This window comes from Streptomyces albireticuli (assembly GCF_021228125.1).
GTDB lineage: Bacteria > Actinomycetota > Actinomycetes > Streptomycetales > Streptomycetaceae > Streptomyces > Streptomyces albireticuli.
This window is the reverse complement of record NZ_JAJQQS010000008.1, coordinates 326,407-340,842: the sequence shown is the minus strand read 5'-3', so window position 1 is coordinate 340,842 and position 14,436 is coordinate 326,407. Positions and strand designations below refer to the sequence as shown.

The 14,436-nt window shown below is 72.8% G+C and carries 15 protein-coding genes; 11 read left to right on the top strand and 4 right to left on the bottom strand.

What is annotated here, in order from left to right:
• The 5 genes from LUZ64_RS17745 to LUZ64_RS17725 form a co-directional block, all read left to right on the top strand.
• A partial coding sequence (locus tag LUZ64_RS17745; RefSeq protein ID WP_420877591.1) for an elongation factor 1-alpha C-terminal domain-related protein occupies positions 1-199 on the top strand: 199 nt, incomplete at its 5' end.
• A 123-nt stretch (positions 200-322) separates the two neighbouring features.
• Positions 323-1,420 (top strand): aliphatic sulfonate ABC transporter substrate-binding protein, encoded by a 1,098-nt coding sequence (locus tag LUZ64_RS17740; protein ID WP_095584454.1) that lies wholly within the window; start codon positions 323-325, stop codon positions 1,418-1,420.
• A gap of 39 nt (positions 1,421-1,459) precedes the next feature.
• Entirely contained in the window at positions 1,460-2,263 is an 804-nt protein-coding gene (locus tag LUZ64_RS17735; protein ID WP_095584455.1) for an ABC transporter ATP-binding protein, read from the top strand.
• Positions 2,250-3,155 carry an ABC transporter permease gene (locus LUZ64_RS17730; protein WP_095584456.1) on the top strand — a complete coding sequence of 302 codons (906 nt, stop codon included), beginning with the start codon at positions 2,250-2,252 and terminating at the stop codon, positions 3,153-3,155. The genes LUZ64_RS17735 and LUZ64_RS17730 overlap by 14 nt, the downstream gene beginning before the upstream one ends.
• Positions 3,156-3,166: 11 nt before the next feature.
• Positions 3,167-3,961, top strand: coding sequence for a sirohydrochlorin chelatase (locus LUZ64_RS17725; RefSeq protein WP_308251406.1), 795 nt, complete (start codon positions 3,167-3,169; stop codon positions 3,959-3,961).
• An 83-nt stretch (positions 3,962-4,044) separates the two neighbouring features.
• On the opposite strand, the gene eno is transcribed toward LUZ64_RS17725, so the two are convergent.
• Positions 4,045-5,352 carry a phosphopyruvate hydratase gene (gene eno / locus LUZ64_RS17720; protein WP_095580133.1) on the bottom strand — a complete coding sequence of 436 codons (1,308 nt, stop codon included), beginning with the start codon at positions 5,350-5,352 and terminating at the stop codon, positions 4,045-4,047.
• A 188-nt stretch (positions 5,353-5,540) separates the two neighbouring features.
• Here eno and LUZ64_RS17715 point away from each other — a divergent pair, with 188 nt between their 5' ends.
• On the top strand, positions 5,541-5,963 hold the full coding sequence (locus tag LUZ64_RS17715) for a MarR family winged helix-turn-helix transcriptional regulator (protein ID WP_095580131.1): 423 nt from the start codon (positions 5,541-5,543) through the stop codon (positions 5,961-5,963).
• 58 nt (positions 5,964-6,021) lie between these two features.
• Here LUZ64_RS17715 and LUZ64_RS17710 read toward each other — a convergent pair whose 3' ends face one another.
• A complete protein-coding gene (locus tag LUZ64_RS17710; RefSeq protein WP_095580129.1) occupies positions 6,022-6,354 on the bottom strand; it encodes a hypothetical protein in 333 nt (110 codons plus the stop codon).
• A gap of 177 nt (positions 6,355-6,531) precedes the next feature.
• Here LUZ64_RS17710 and LUZ64_RS17705 point away from each other — a divergent pair, with 177 nt between their 5' ends.
• Together LUZ64_RS17705 and LUZ64_RS17700 are read left to right on the top strand one after the other, a co-directional pair.
• Positions 6,532-7,491 carry a zinc metalloprotease gene (locus tag LUZ64_RS17705; protein ID WP_232389805.1) on the top strand — a complete coding sequence of 320 codons (960 nt, stop codon included), beginning with the start codon at positions 6,532-6,534 and terminating at the stop codon, positions 7,489-7,491.
• A 171-nt stretch (positions 7,492-7,662) separates the two neighbouring features.
• A complete protein-coding gene (locus tag LUZ64_RS17700; RefSeq protein WP_095580127.1) occupies positions 7,663-8,127 on the top strand; it encodes a lectin in 465 nt (154 codons plus the stop codon).
• A gap of 73 nt (positions 8,128-8,200) precedes the next feature.
• Here the strand turns inward: LUZ64_RS17700 and LUZ64_RS17695 are convergent, their stop codons facing one another.
• Positions 8,201-9,091, bottom strand: a complete 891-nt coding sequence (locus tag LUZ64_RS17695) for a phosphotransferase enzyme family protein (RefSeq protein WP_267897164.1) — start codon at positions 9,089-9,091, stop codon at positions 8,201-8,203.
• 126 nt (positions 9,092-9,217) lie between these two features.
• Between LUZ64_RS17695 and LUZ64_RS17690 the strand changes: the two genes are divergently transcribed.
• The 3 genes from LUZ64_RS17690 (at position 9,218) to LUZ64_RS17680 (ending at position 12,804) form a co-directional block, all read left to right on the top strand.
• The gene (locus tag LUZ64_RS17690; protein WP_232389807.1) at positions 9,218-10,432 is read left to right on the top strand and encodes a macrolide family glycosyltransferase; all 1,215 of its coding nucleotides are present in this window, start codon (positions 9,218-9,220) and stop codon (positions 10,430-10,432) included.
• A gap of 284 nt (positions 10,433-10,716) precedes the next feature.
• On the top strand, positions 10,717-11,949 hold the full coding sequence (locus tag LUZ64_RS17685) for a S8 family peptidase (RefSeq protein WP_095580124.1): 1,233 nt from the start codon (positions 10,717-10,719) through the stop codon (positions 11,947-11,949).
• 204 nt (positions 11,950-12,153) lie between these two features.
• The gene (locus tag LUZ64_RS17680) at positions 12,154-12,804 is read left to right on the top strand and encodes a LysE family translocator (protein ID WP_308251407.1); all 651 of its coding nucleotides are present in this window, start codon (positions 12,154-12,156) and stop codon (positions 12,802-12,804) included.
• 147 nt (positions 12,805-12,951) lie between these two features.
• Here the strand turns inward: LUZ64_RS17680 and lpdA are convergent, their stop codons facing one another.
• The gene (gene lpdA / locus LUZ64_RS17670) at positions 12,952-14,391 is read right to left on the bottom strand and encodes a dihydrolipoyl dehydrogenase (RefSeq protein ID WP_232389808.1); all 1,440 of its coding nucleotides are present in this window, start codon (positions 14,389-14,391) and stop codon (positions 12,952-12,954) included.
• Between the last annotated feature and the right edge of the window lie 45 nt (positions 14,392-14,436).

Genomic DNA, 14,436 nt, shown 5'->3' with positions numbered 1-14,436 from the left:
CGGCCGGGTCACCCTCCGCACCGCCGAACCCCTCGCCCTCGACCCGTACGACCGCTCGCGCCGCACCGGCGCCTTCCTCCTCATCGACCCCGCCGACGGCACCACCCTCACCGCCGGCATGGCGGGCGACGCCCTGGCGGCGTTCTCCCCGGTGGCCCCCGCGGCCGCCGGGGCCGACGACGAAGGCTGGGACTTCTGATGACCATGACGTGTTGTTGTCGCTGACCGCGACGCCTCGCCATCCGTCCCCGAGCCACCGCACCGCCACCGGGCCGCCGTGCGCGCACGCACCGCCCCGGACCGTTCGAGAGGAACGCCCCTCGTGTCTGTCGCAGTTCGTCGTGCCCTGGCGGCCGCCGCCGCCCTCCCCTTGCTGATCGGCGCGCTCGGCGCCTGCGGCTACGGCTCGGAGAAGAAGGAGGACCGGACCGCGAACGCGGCGAAGGGCGCCAAGCTCTCCGCCGACACCGTCCGCATCGGCTACTTCCCCAACATCACCCACGCCACCCCGCTGGTCGGCGAGCAGGAGGGGCTGATCCAGAAGGAGCTGGGCGGGACCAAGCTCCGGTCCACGACCTTCAACGCGGGCCCGTCCGAGATCGAGGCGCTCAACGCCGGTTCGATCGACATCGGCTGGATCGGCCCGTCGCCCGCCATCAACGGCTATGTGAAATCCAAGGGCAAGAGCCTGCGGATCATCTCCGGCTCGGCCTCCGGCGGTGTGAAGCTGGTCGTCGACCCCAAGAAGATCTCCTCGCTCGACGACGTCAAGGGCAAGCGGATCGCCACACCTCAGAAGGGCAACACCCAGGACGTGGCGTTCCTCAACTGGATCGCGACGAAGGGCTGGAAGGTCGACCCGCAGAGCGGCAAGGGCGATGTCTCCGTGGTCCGTACGGACAACAAGGTGACGCCCGACGCCTTCAAGGCGGGTTCGGTCGACGGCGCGTGGGTACCCGAGCCCACCGCGTCCAAGCTGGTCTCCCAGGGCGGGAAGGTCCTGCTGGACGAGGCCACGCTGTGGCCGGACAAGAAGTTCGTGATCACCAATGTGATCGTGTCGCAGAAGTTCCTCGACGCGCACCCGGACGTGGTCGAGGCCGTGCTGCGGGGCTCCGTGCGGACCAACGCCTGGATCAAGGACAACCCGGACAAGGCCAAGGCGTCCGCCAACGCCGCGCTGAAGAAGCTGTCCGGCAAGGAGCTCCCCGCCGGGATCCTCGACCCGGCCTGGAAGAGCATCGAGGTCACCGACGACCCGCTGGCGAAGACCCTGGACGAGGAGGCGGCCCACGCCGTCCAGGCGGGACTCCTGGAGAAGCCGGACCTGTCGGGCATCTACGACCTGACCGCGCTCAACAAGGTCCTCAAGGCCGAGGGCGGCAAGCCGGCCGACGCCGCCGGTCTCGGCAAGCAGTGATCAGCGACACCTCTCGAACGACACCCAGGAGGTGACCGGATGTCCCCGGCACTGACCACCGACAAGGCCGGCCCGGCCGAGGTCGCGGACGACGCGCCCGCCGCCGTCCGGATCGACCACGTCCACAAGAGCTTCGGCCGTCCCGGCGCGGCCCAGCCCGTCCTCGACGACATCACCCTCTCCGTCCGCCCCGGTGAGTTCGTCTGCCTGCTCGGCGCCTCCGGTTGCGGCAAGTCGACGCTGCTGAACCTGGTCGCGGGTCTGGACCGGCCGACCGCCGGCACCATCGAGGTGCCCGGCGGGCGCCCGGCCCTGATGTTCCAGGAGCACGCCCTGTTCCCGTGGCTGACCGCGGGCCGCAACGTCGAACTGGCCCTGCGGCTGCGCGGGGTGCCGCGCGCCGCCCGCCGCCCCGAGGCGGAGCGGCTGCTGGAGCTCGTACGGCTCGGCGGCGCGTACGGCAAGCGGGTGCACGAGCTGTCCGGCGGGATGCGGCAGCGGGTCGCGCTGGCCCGCGCGCTGGCGCAGGACAGCAGGCTGCTGCTGATGGACGAGCCGTTCGCCGCGCTCGACGCCATCACCCGGGACGTGCTGCACCACGAGCTGACCCGGATCTGGTCCGAGACCCGGCTGTCGGTGCTGTTCGTCACCCACAACGTGCGGGAGGCGGTGCGGCTCGCCGAGCGGGTGGTGCTGCTGTCCTCCCGGCCGGGCCGGGTGGCCCGCGAGTGGGCGGTGGACATACCCCAGCCGCGTCGCATCGAGGACGCGGCCGTCGCGGACCTGTCCGTGGAGATCACCGAGGAACTGCGCAAGGAGATCCGCCGCCATGGCCAGCACTGAGGCCCCCGCGCCCCGCCCGCCCGCGGAGTCCCAGGACCTGGCCGGCCTGGAGGCCGGGCTCGACGCCCTGGACTCCGTGCAGATCAAACGCACCCCGTTCACCCAAGTCCTGCTGCACAAGGTGCTGCCGCCGGTGCTGGCGGTGCTCCTCGTGGTCGCCGTCTGGAAGGTCCTGGTCCTGGCCGGGGTCACGGACGACTACAAGCTGCCCGACCCGTCGGCGGTCTGGGACAGCCTTACCGAACTGTGGGTCCAGGGCACCCTGCTGGACATCATCTGGACCAGCGTCTCGCGCGGTCTGCTCGGCTTCCTCGCCGCCCTCGCGATCGGCACACCGCTCGGCCTGCTGGTCGCCCGGGTGCGGTTCGTCCGGGCGGCCCTGGGCCCGATCCTCTCCGGCCTCCAGTCGCTGCCGTCCGTCGCCTGGGTGCCCGCCGCGGTGATCTGGCTGGGCATCACGGACTCGGCGATGTACGCGGTGATCCTGCTGGGCGCCGTGCCCTCGATCGCCAACGGCCTGGTGTCCGGCATCGACCATGTGCCGCCGCTCTATCTGCGGGCCGGGCGCACCATGGGCGCCACCGGGGCGCGCGGCGCCTGGCACATCCTGCTGCCGGCCGCCCTGCCCGGCTACATCGCGGGGCTCAAGCAGGGCTGGGCGTTCTCCTGGCGGTCCCTGATGGCCGCCGAGCTCATCGCCTCCTCCCCCGATCTGGGGCTGGGGCTGGGGCAGTTCCTGGAGAACGCGCGCACCGACTCCGACATGCCCGGGGTGCTGCTCGGCATCATCCTCATCCTGTTCGTCGGCATCGCCATCGACCTGATCGTCTTCAGCCCGCTGGAGCGCCGTGTGCTGCGCGTCCGAGGGCTGGCGGCGGCCGGCGGCCGGTAAGGGGCGGGACGGTGGCTCTCCTGCTCGTCGCGCACGGCAGCCGGGACCCCCGCCACGCGGCGACGATGGAGGCGCTCCGCGCGGTGGTGACGGTGCTGCGGCCGGGGCTCCGTACCGAGCTGGCCTATCTGGACTTCTGCGCGCCGGGCGTGCCGCGGGCCCTGGAGCGGCTGGCCGCGGACGGGGTGCGGGAGGTGGTGGCGCTGCCGCTGCTGCTCGGCCGGGCGTTCCACGCCAAGGTGGACCTGCCGTCGGTGCTGCGCGAGGCGGGGGCCCGGCTGCCCGGGCTGCGGATCCGGCGGGCGGCGGTGCTGGGGCCGTCGCCCCTGCTGACGGCCGCGCTCGAACGGCGGCTGTACGAGGCCGGGGTGGGCCCGGCCGACCGGGAGGGCACGGGGGTGGTGCTGGCCTCGGCGGGCTCCTCCGACCCGGCGGCGGCCGAGGAGTTCGCCGCTTTCGCCCGGGAGTGGCGGCACACGGCCGGCTGGCGCGCCGTCCGTCCCGCGTTCGCCTCCGCCCGTCCGCCCCGCACGGAGGACGCCGTGCGGGCGCTGCGGGCGGAGGGGGTGCGGCGGGTGGTGGTGGCGCCGTACGTCCTGGCCCCGGGACGGCTGCCGGACCGTATCGCGCGGGGGGCGGCGGGGGCGGATGTGCTGGCGGGGGTGCTGGGGGCGGCACCGGAGGTGGGGCGGCTCGTGGTGCGGCGGTACGAGGAGGCGGCGGGGGTGGTGTTCCCCGCCCGGCCTCTTCCCGAACTGTCCTCGACCGCCGGACGGGCCGGAAGACCGGGCCCGTCCGGCGTCTGAGGGCCGGATGTGCCTCCCCGGCACGAGAGCGGGCCCCCGATTCGTGATCGGGGGCCCGCGTGGTCACCGCCCCTGCCCGCTGTTCACGCCCGGCGCAGCGCGGAGCGGCCCGCGAAGCGCGCCGAGTCGCCCAGTTCCTCCTCGATCCGGATCAGCTGGTTGTACTTCGCCGTGCGGTCGGAGCGGGAGAGCGAGCCGGTCTTGATCTGGCCGCAGCCGGTCGCGACCGCCAGATCCGCGATGGTGGTGTCCTCCGTCTCGCCCGAGCGGTGCGACATGACCGCCGTCCAGCCGGCCTGGTGGGCCGTGGCCACCGTGGCCAGCGCCTCGGTCAGGGTTCCGATCTGATTGACCTTGACCAGGACCGAGTTGCCGACGCCGGTGCGGATGCCCTCGCGCAGCAGCGTCTCGTCGGTGCAGAACACATCGTCGCCGGTGAGCTGGCAGCGGTCGCCGACGCGGGCGGTCAGCTCGCGCCAGCCGTCCAGGTCGTTCTCCGCCATCGGGTCCTCGATCGAGACGACCGGGTAGGCGTCGATGAGCCGGGCCAGGTAGTCGGCGTTCTCGGAGGGGGTGCGGCGCACGCCCTCGCCGACGTAGTCGTACACGCCGTCGCGGAAGAACTCCGAGGACGCCGGGTCCATGACCAGGCCGATGTCCGTGCCGGGGCGGTAGCCGGTGCGCTCGACGGCGGACACCACGAAGTCGAGCGCCTCCTCGGCGGTACGCAGCGCGGGGGCGAAGCCGCCCTCGTCGCCGACGCCCGTGGAGTGTCCGGCGGCCAGCAGGTCGCGGCGCAGGGTGTGGAAGACCTCGCTGCCCATGCGGACGGCTTCGGCGAAGGTGTCCGCGCCCATGGGCACGATCATGAACTCCTGGAAGTCCAGTGGGTTGTCGGCGTGGGCGCCGCCGTTGACGATGTTCATCATCGGCAGCGGCAGGAGGCGGGCGTCGGCGCCGCCGAGGTAGCGGTAGAGGGGCTGCCGGTGGGCCGCCGCGGCGGCCTTGGCGGCGGCGAGGGAGACGCCGAGGATCGCGTTGGCGCCGAGCCGGGACTTGGTGGCGGTGCCGTCGAGGGCGACCAGCGCGGCGTCGAGACCCGCCTGGTCCGACGCGTCCCGGCCCCGTACGGACGCCGCGATCTCCCCGTTGACGTGGGCCACCGCGCGGTCGACGCCCTTGCCGTGCCAGCGCGCGGGGTCTCCGTCGCGCAGTTCCACGGCTTCCCGGGCGCCGGTGGAGGCGCCGGAGGGGACGGCCGCGCGCCCCAGGGATCCGTCCGTCAGGACGACGTCGACCTCGACCGTGGGGTTGCCCCGGCTGTCGATGATCCGGCGGGCGGTGACGGTCTCGATGGTGGCGTCGACGGTTCCGGCCGTATGTGCGGACATGGGAGGTCCTTCCCGTTGTCGTGTGCCGTGGCCCCGGCTGCGACAACGCTGGCGCTGAGCCCGACAGGACAAACCATACAGCAATGCTGCGCAGTTTTGCTGAACAGCATTGCTGTACAGCAATGCTGCGCAGGTCAGGTGCACAGCTTTGCTGACCAGCTTTGCCGACCAACGGGGTAAAGTGCCCTATGCCCACCTCGGAAGCCGCCGCCATCGCCGCCGAACTGCGCACCGCGATGGGCAGGCTCCTCCGGCGCGTCAAACACGAGGACAGCATTCCGCTGGGCCAGGCCGCCGTGCTCGGCGCGCTCGACCGCAACGGCGCCATGACCACCAGCGACCTCGCCACCGATCAGCGCGTACGCCCCCAGTCGATGGCCCGGGCGGTGGGGCTGCTCATGGAACAGGACCTGATCACGCGCCGGGCGCACCCCACGGACGGCCGCAAGTCGCTGGTCGAGCTGTCGGACGCGGGCCGGGCCGCGCTCGAAGCGGAGCGCGGCCGCAGGGCCGGCTGGCTCGCGCAGGCCATCGAGGCCGAACTCACGGACGAGGAGCGGGCGCTGCTGGCACGGAGCGCCGCCCTGCTGGAGCGGCTCGCCGCACGCTAGGCGAGCCGTGGGGGATGCCATGCCCCCTCACGACGGCGTCCGGCCCCGCCGCGTCACCTCACGCGACGGCGACGCGCAGCACCTTCTCGTCGCACGCGAGGATCACCAGTTCCCGCCCGGCCCGGCCCGTCCCCGGGAACGACACCGACACCCGTGCCTCGCCCGACATCCGCCAGCGCCCGCGTACGGAATCCGGGGCGTCCCCCCTCCCGAGGGGATGGTCGACGAACACACCGCCCTCGGCGAACTCCATCCCCCTCCTCCCCCGCGCCGGCGGGAAGGCGAACCCGTCCGGGCGGTAGACCGTCGCACCGGGCGAATCCTCCTCGAAGGAGTGCACCCAGTGCTGGAGGAGACCGGTGGGTGGCTCGGTCCCGATGCGCTCGTTCATGCCCCATCCGCCTCTGCCGTCGCCGAGGACACCAAGAAGCGGAAGAGCCTCTGGCACTTGCCCCCGGATTGTGTGATGCCCATCACTTACCTGGCCGAATGGGGGCTACGGTAATCGGTATCGGGCCCGACTTCCCCCACCACAGCCGCGCCACGCGGCCATGCGAGGAGGTCCGGCGTGACCGAGAACCAGGAGACCACGCGTGCGGGCAGGTCCCCCGAGAGTCTGCTCTGCGGGACCATGGAGGTCCACCGTCGGCTGCTCGACGAACAGCCCGAGTACGCCACCGCCCGCGTGGAGGTGGAGAACCGCGCCTTCGCCTACGAGCGGGGCGACGAGGCCACGGCCCGCGCCGGGGTGACCCGGATCCCCGTCGTCGTCCACGTCGTCCACCGCACCGACGCGGAGAACATCGGCGACGCGCAGATCCGCAGCCAGATCGACGTCCTCAACCGCGACTACCGCAAGCGCAACCCGGACGTCGCCCGGACCCCGGCCGTGTGGCAGCCGCTCACCGCCGACAGCAGGATCGAGTTCGCGCTCGCCACCCGTGACCCCGCCGGCCGCCCCACCACCGGCATCACCCGGACCCGCACCACGACGGTGGGCTTCGGCACCGACGACGCCGTGAAGTTCACGGCCCGGGGCGGCCACGACGCCTGGCCCGCCGACCGCTACCTGAACATGTGGACGTGCGTACTGCGCCGGGGCCTCCTGGGCTACGCGCAGTTCCCCGGCGGCCCGCCCGCGACGGACGGGGTGGTGATGCTGCACTCGGCGTTCGGCACGACGGGCACCGCCACCGCCCCCTACGACCTCGGGCGCACCGCCACCCACGAGGTCGGGCACTGGCTCAACCTCTTCCACATCTGGGGCGACGACGGCACCGGATGCAGCGGCACCGACCATGTGGCCGACACCCCCAACCAGGGCGGGCCCAACTTCGGCACCCCCGTCTTCCCGGTCGTCAGCTGCGGCAACGCTCCCGACGGCGACATGTTCATGAATTTCATGGACTACACCGAGGACGCCGCGATGTTCATGTTCACCCAGGGCCAGGCCGCCCGCATGGACGCCACCCTCGACGGGCCGAGGTCCTCCTTCACCTGCGCCACCGAGCCGGAGGGGCCCGCCTGATCCGGTACGGAGCACGGAAGTTGACGCCTGCAATATCAGGTCAAAGAGTGATGCGAACGCGTCACCGGGGTGGAAGTGGCTCCTTCGGCACGGCACCCGGATGCCAGAGTCCGGGTGCGGTGCCCGACCCGGGCACCCGTGCGCGAACTACCTGACACAAGGAGTTCTCCCGTGGGCAAGAGAGCCACCACGCTCCTCGCGACCGCCGCACTCGCCGCCATGACGCTCGCCGGACAGGCGAGCGCCGCTCCCTCGGACCACGCCTCCCCCGCCGCCGCGAACACGACGGTGACGCCGGGGACCCAGGCGTCCCAGACGCTCTACGCGCCGTTCGCCCTCAACCCCGGCGAGTCGGTCAGCTCCGACACGGCCCGGCTCGTCATGCAGTCCGACGGCAACCTGGTCGTCTACGACGAGTTCAACCGGGCCCGCTGGGCGTCCAGGACGGTCGGTCAGGGCTGGACGGCCCAGTTCCAGACGGACGGCAACTTCGTCGTCTACACCCGCAGCGGCCGCGCGGTCTGGGACTCCAAGACCGCCGGTCACCCGGGCTCACGCCTGGCCGTCCAGGACGACGGCAACGTCGTCATCTACGACGGCAGCCAGGCCATCTGGTCGACGCGCACCGCGCACTGACCGCCCGGACCGGGGTCCCGGCGGGCCGGGCCCCCTTTTGGGTCCGGTCCGCCGACGCGGGGGCGTCCCGCGCTCAGAACGCGTGCCAGCGGACCGCCGGGTCACCCTCGCGCAGGGACGCGACCCTACGGCCGAACTCGGCGAGGGCCGCCGGGTTGCCGGGGGCGTGCTGGGCGACCCACGCGCAGCTCGCCGTCTCCCGGGCCCCGCGCAGGACCGCGCAGCCGTCCCACTCCCGGACGTCCCAGCCGTAGGCCGCGACGAATTCGTCGTACGCCCGCGGGTCCAGGCCGTACCGGTCGCGGCTGAGGGCGAGCACCACCAGGTCGTGTTCGCGCAGGTCGCCGGAGAAGGTCTCCAGGTCGACCAGGACCGGCCCGTCCGGTCCGACGTGCACGTTCCGCGTCGAGGCGTCGCCGTGGATCGGGCCGGGGGCGAGGCGCGGGGTCAGCGCGGCGGCGGCCGCCGCGAAGCCGTCGCGGCGCTCGCGCAGATACGCGGCGTCGGCGGGGTCGACGGCGTCGCCCGCCAGCCGCAGCCACCGCTCGACGCCGCCGAGCAGCTCACGCCGGGGCAGCGCGAAGTCCGGCCGGGGCAGTTCGTGGACCAGCCGCAGCACCGCGGCGAGATCCCGAGTGCCGGCCGGACGGGCGGCCCCGGCGAGCCGGTGCCAGAGCGTCACCGGGTGCCCGCCGGCCTCCCGGACCACGGGCTCGGCCGCCCGTACGGCCGGGACGCCCAGCCCGGCCAGCCAGCCCGCGACGCGCAGCTCATGGGCGGCGCGCTCCCGCAGGGCGGCGTCCCGGCCCACCTTCACCACCAGGCCGCCCTCGGCGAAGACGGCGTTCTCGCCGAGGGCGAGGAGCGTCGCGTCCGCCGCGGAGACCTCGGGCACCGCCGCGGCGAGGAGCTCCCGCGCCCGGCGCTCCGTGAAGGGCACGTCCTTCGCGTCCGCTGCGTCCACCACGTTCGTACCTCACTTGCCTTCGAGCCGGTCGCCCCCAGTCTCCCCTCCCGTCGGACGGGGACGGCGGCCGGGGCCCGGAAATGAGATTGCACGATACGTATCGTCTCGCTTAATGTCGGGGCCATGAACCACCCGCAGCCTGCCCATATCGCCATGTTCAGCATCGCCGCCCACGGGCATGTGAACCCCAGCCTGGAGGTGGTCCGCGAGCTCGTCGCCCGTGGCCACCGCGTCACCTACGCCATCCCCGAGTCCTTCGCGGAGCTGATCGCCGGCACCGGCGCCGAACCGGTGATCTACACCTCGACCCTGCCGACCGACGCGGACCCGGACGCCTGGGGAAGCGAGCTCATCGACCACTTCGAGCTGTTCCTCGACGACGCGATCCAGGTGCTGCCACAGCTCGCCGCGGCGTACGAGGGCGACGAGCCGGACATGGTGCTCTACGACATCACCGCCTATCCGGCGCGGGTGCTGGCCCACCTCTGGGACGTACCGATCGTCCAGCTCTGCCCGAACCTGGTCGCCTGGAACGGGTACGAGGAGGAGGTCGGGAACGCGATGCTCGACCCCATCAAGCGGACCCCGCGCGGCATCGCCTACTACGAGCGCTTCACCGGCTGGCTCGCCGACCACGGCATGGACATCCACCCCGACCTGTTCATCGGCCTCCCCGACCGCTGCCTGGCCCTCATCCCGCGCGCCATGCAGCCGCACGCCGACCGCGTCGACGAGGTCCGCACCACCTTCACCGGGCCCTGCCGCGGCGACCGTTCGCACCAGGGCGTCTGGGAGCGGCCCGCGGACGCGGAGCGGGTCCTGCTGATCTCACTGGGCTCCACGTACACCAAGCAGCCCGGCTTCTACCGCGAGTGCCTGACCGCCTTCGGCGACCTGCCCGGCTGGCACGTCGTCCTCCAGATAGGCAAGCACGTCGACCCGGCCGAGCTCGGGCCGGTGCCCGCCAATGTCGAGGTCCGTTCGTGGGTGCCGCAGCTGTCCGTCCTGGAGCAGGCGGACGCCTTCATCACGCACGCGGGCATGGGTGGCTCACAGGAGGGGCTCGCCTGCGGCGTGCCGATGGTCGCCGTGCCGCAGGCCGTCGACCAGTTCACCAACGCCGCGCTGCTGGAGGAACTGGGGGTCGGCCGGCACGTCCCGGCGGAGCGGGCCGACGCCCGGACCCTGCGGGAGGCCGTGCTCTCGCTGGTGGACGACCCCGAGGTGGCCCGCCGGTCGGCGCGGCTGAAGGCGGAGCTGGCGGCCGAGGGCGGCACGCCGCGCGCGGCGGACCTCGTCGAGACGGAGCTGGCTCGGGCGGTCCCGATAAGGGGCTGATGTTGCATCAGCAATGAAACCGCCTGCCCGCAAAGGAAGTTATTACTGTTTCTTTCAAGTAAAACGTGACAGCCCGCGTCAAGTGAACTGTCCAATTTGCCGCCGTTCCAAGGGGTTTGAAGATACGCAAACACGTTGCGTATGTCACACCTGCGTGCGGATGTTGAATTGAGCGCGTCAACCCTGACAGGGTTTCGAACACCCGGAGCAAGAGCTTCCGTTGCTCCGGGTGCGTTGCGAAACGCGCAATTCCCCCCCACATCCGCACGAGGAGGAACCTCGTCATGGCATCACACAAGCGCGCCGGAAAGCGACGGCTCGTACTGGCGATATCCGCCGCGGCGGCCGTCACCGCAGGGGCCACCCTGCTCGCCCTGCCGGCCGGCGCCGCTCCCGCCGAGGGAACCGTCTACGGCACGGACGCCAAGGGCGCGATCGACGGCAGCTACATCGTCCTGCTGAAGGACGGCGCGAGCGCCAAGGGCGCCCACGCGGTCGCGTCCTCGCAGGACAAGAAGGACCTCGCCGCCCGCTACGGCGGCAAGCTCAACCGCAGCTACGACTCGGCCGTCCACGGCTTCTCGGCCAGCGGCCTCGACTCCACCGAGGCCAAGCGGCTCGCCGCCGACCCGTCGGTCGCCAAGGTCGTCCAGAACCACACCTTCAGCATCAACGCCACCCAGGAGGCCCCACCCTCCTGGGGGCTGGACCGCATCGACCAGGCCGACACCAAGGGCGACGGCAAGTACGACTACCCGGACGGCGCCGGCGAGGGCGTGACCGCGTACGTCATCGACACCGGCGTCCGCGTCAGCCACAAGGACTTCGGCGGCCGCGCCACGTCCGGCTTCGACGCGGTCGACGGCGACGACAACGCCGACGACGGCAACGGCCACGGCACCCACGTGGCCGGCACCATCGCCGGAACCGCGCACGGCGTCGCCAAGAAGGCGAAGATCGTGGCCGTCCGGGTGCTCGACGCCAACGGCTCCGGCTCCACCGAGCAGGTCGTCGCGGGCATCGACTGGGTCACCAAGAACCACAAGGGCCCCTCCGTCGCCAATATGAGCCTCGGCGGCGGCGCGGACGAGGCACTGGACGCGGCCGTGCAGAAGGCCATCGCCTCCGGCGTCACCTTCGCCGTCGCGGCGGGCAACGAGTCCACCGACGCGGGCAAGGGCTCCCCGGCCCGGGTGAAGGAGGCCATCACGGTCGCCTCCAGCACCGAGAGCGACCAGCAGTCCGACTTCTCCAACTTCGGCGCCTCGGTCGATCTCTACGCCCCCGGCTCGGAGATCACCTCCGACTGGAACGACAGCGACACCGGCACCAAGACGATCTCCGGTACGTCCATGGCCACCCCGCACGTCGTGGGTGCCGCCGCGGTCTACCTGAGCGGTCACAAGGACGCGACCCCCGACCAGGTCGCGGCCGCCCTCGTCCAGGGCGCCACCCCGGACAAGATCTCCAACCCCAGCGCGGGCACGCCCAACAAGCTGCTGAAGGTCGTCAAGTAGCCCTGGACGAGACGTAGCCGACGAGCAGCGGAGCCCACGGCTCCGACGCGTCCGTCGCATCCCGACACACACGGCCGGAAGGGCCGTCCGGCCGGTCGCCGCGCCCCACCCCCACGGGGCGCGACGGCCGGCCTCGCCGCGTTCCCCTCCGGTTACAGTCGGCCCGGTCAGCCCCTTTCGTATCCCGTATGACAGGAGTTCACCGTGACGGCCGCGATACTCGGCTTCGCCCTCTTCTCCCTCCTGGTGGCCATGGCGCCCGGACCCGACACCCTGCTCGTCCTCCGCAACTGCCTGCGCGGCGGCCGCCGTACGGGCACGGCCACGGCCCTCGGCGCGGCGGTCGGCTCCCTCGCCTGGGGCGTCGCGGCGGCCTTCGGCCTGGCGGCGGCGCTCCAGCGCTGGGACACGGCCTTCACCGTCGTACGGCTCGTGGGCGCCGCGTACCTCGTCCTCCTGGGAGCCCAGGCCCTGTGGGCCCACCGGCCGCGACGTGGCGCCGCCGCCGTCCGCATGGCCGCGGAGGAGGAACCGGCACCGGCGGGCCGGGCGCCCGGCGCGCCCGAGGCGTTCCGTCAGGGGCTGCTGAGCTGCCTGCTCAACCCCAAGGTGGGCGTCTTCTTCGTCGCCGTCGTCCCGCAGTTCCTGCCGGAGGACGGCTCGCCGTTCGGCACGACGCTGCTGTTCGGGGTCGTCGACGCGGTCGTGGCGGCGGCGTGGATGGTGCTGGTGGCGGTCTGCGCGGCGCGGATGGTCTCGTGGCTGCGGCGGCCCCGGGTGAACCGGAATCTGGAACGGGTGACGGGTGGGGTGCTGGTCGCGCTGGGGGTGGGGGCGGCGGCGGAGACGGTCTGAGGTGGTCTCGATCGCCGGACGAGCTGATTTTCAGCCCGTCCGGCGCTTGAGAACCCCGCGCGGCAGCGCGGCCGGGGGCCTAGGGGCTGGGCGGGACAAGGCCCCGCGCAGCGGCCACCACCCCGCACCCACCGCGACCCCGCCCCGTCACCCCTGCTGGTGCAACCCCCGCCCCGCCAACGACAAGAACGCCTCCCCCACCGCCTCCGACAACGTCGGATGCGCGTGCACATGCTGCGCCACATCCCCCGCCTCCGCGTCCCACCCCACGATCAGCTGGCTCTCCGCGATCATCTCCGAGACGTGCGGGCCCACCAGATGCACGCCCAGCACCCGGCCGCCACCGTCACCCCGCTCCGCGACCACCTTCACCACACCGCCCTGACCGTGCACCATGCCCTTCGCCACGGCCGTCAGCGGCATCGAGTTCACCTCGACCTCGTGCCCCCGCTCGCGGGCCTCGGACTCGGACAGGCCGACGGACGCGGTCTGCGGGCTGGAGTAGGTGACGCGCGGGACGGCCGCGTAGTCCACCGGCCGGGGCGAGCCGCCCGCCAGGGTCTCGGCGACCAGCAGGCCCTCGGCGAAGGAGGCGTGGGCCAGCCCCAGGGACGGCGGCGGCAGCAGGTCGCCCACCACATGGACGCCCGGTACGGACGTCTCCAGGCGCGACCAGTCGGCCGGGGCGACGAAGCCCCGCGCGTCCGTGGCCAGCCCGGCCGCCGCCAGGCCCAGCCCGTCGGTGACCGGCACCCGCCCCACGGCGACCAGCAGCCGCTCCGCCACCACGGTACGGAGCTCGCCGCGGGCGTCGCGGACCGTCGCCCGCACCCCGTCCTCCAGCACCTCGGCGCCCTCCAGCCGGGCGCCCACGCGAACGTCGACACCACGCTTCTTCAGACCCCGCGTCAGATGCCTGCTGACGTCGGCGTCCTCCAGCGGCAGCAGCCGGTCGGCCGCCTCCACCAGCGTCACCTCGGCCCCCATGGACCGGTGCAGCGAGGCGTACTCCACACCGATCGCGCCGCCGCCCAGCACCAGCACCGAGCCCGGCAACCCCGGCGCGAACAGGGCGTCGTCGCTGGTCACGATCCGCGAGCCGTCGGGCTCCAGGCCGGGCAGCGTACGCGGCCGCGAGCCCGTGGCCAGCACGACGCCGCGCCGGGCCGTCCACACCGCGCCCGCCTCGGCGCCGGAGTCGATCCGCACCGTCCGGGGCCCCGTCAGCGACGCCGAACCCCGCACCACCCGCACCCCGGCGTGCGCGAGGTGCCCCTCCACGCCGCGGTGGTTGCGGGAGACGATGTCGTCGCGGGTCGCGGTGAGCGCGGACCAGTCGACGGAGTCCAGCGTCGCCTTGACGCCCCAGCGCTCGCGCGCCTCCGCGATGCCGTCGACCAGCTCCGCCGCGTGCAGCATCGCCTTGCTCGGGATGCAGCCCCGGTGCAGACAGGTCCCGCCGACCAGATCGCGCTCCGCGAGGACGACGTCGAGTCCGAGGGCGGCGGCCCGCAGTGCGGTGCTGTAGCCCCCGGTACCGCCGCCGATGACGAGGACATCCGTCGCGTGCTCACGTGTTTCAGCCATGGCTCCACCCTGCGCCGTCAGGGATTATGAGTCCAACGCAATGTT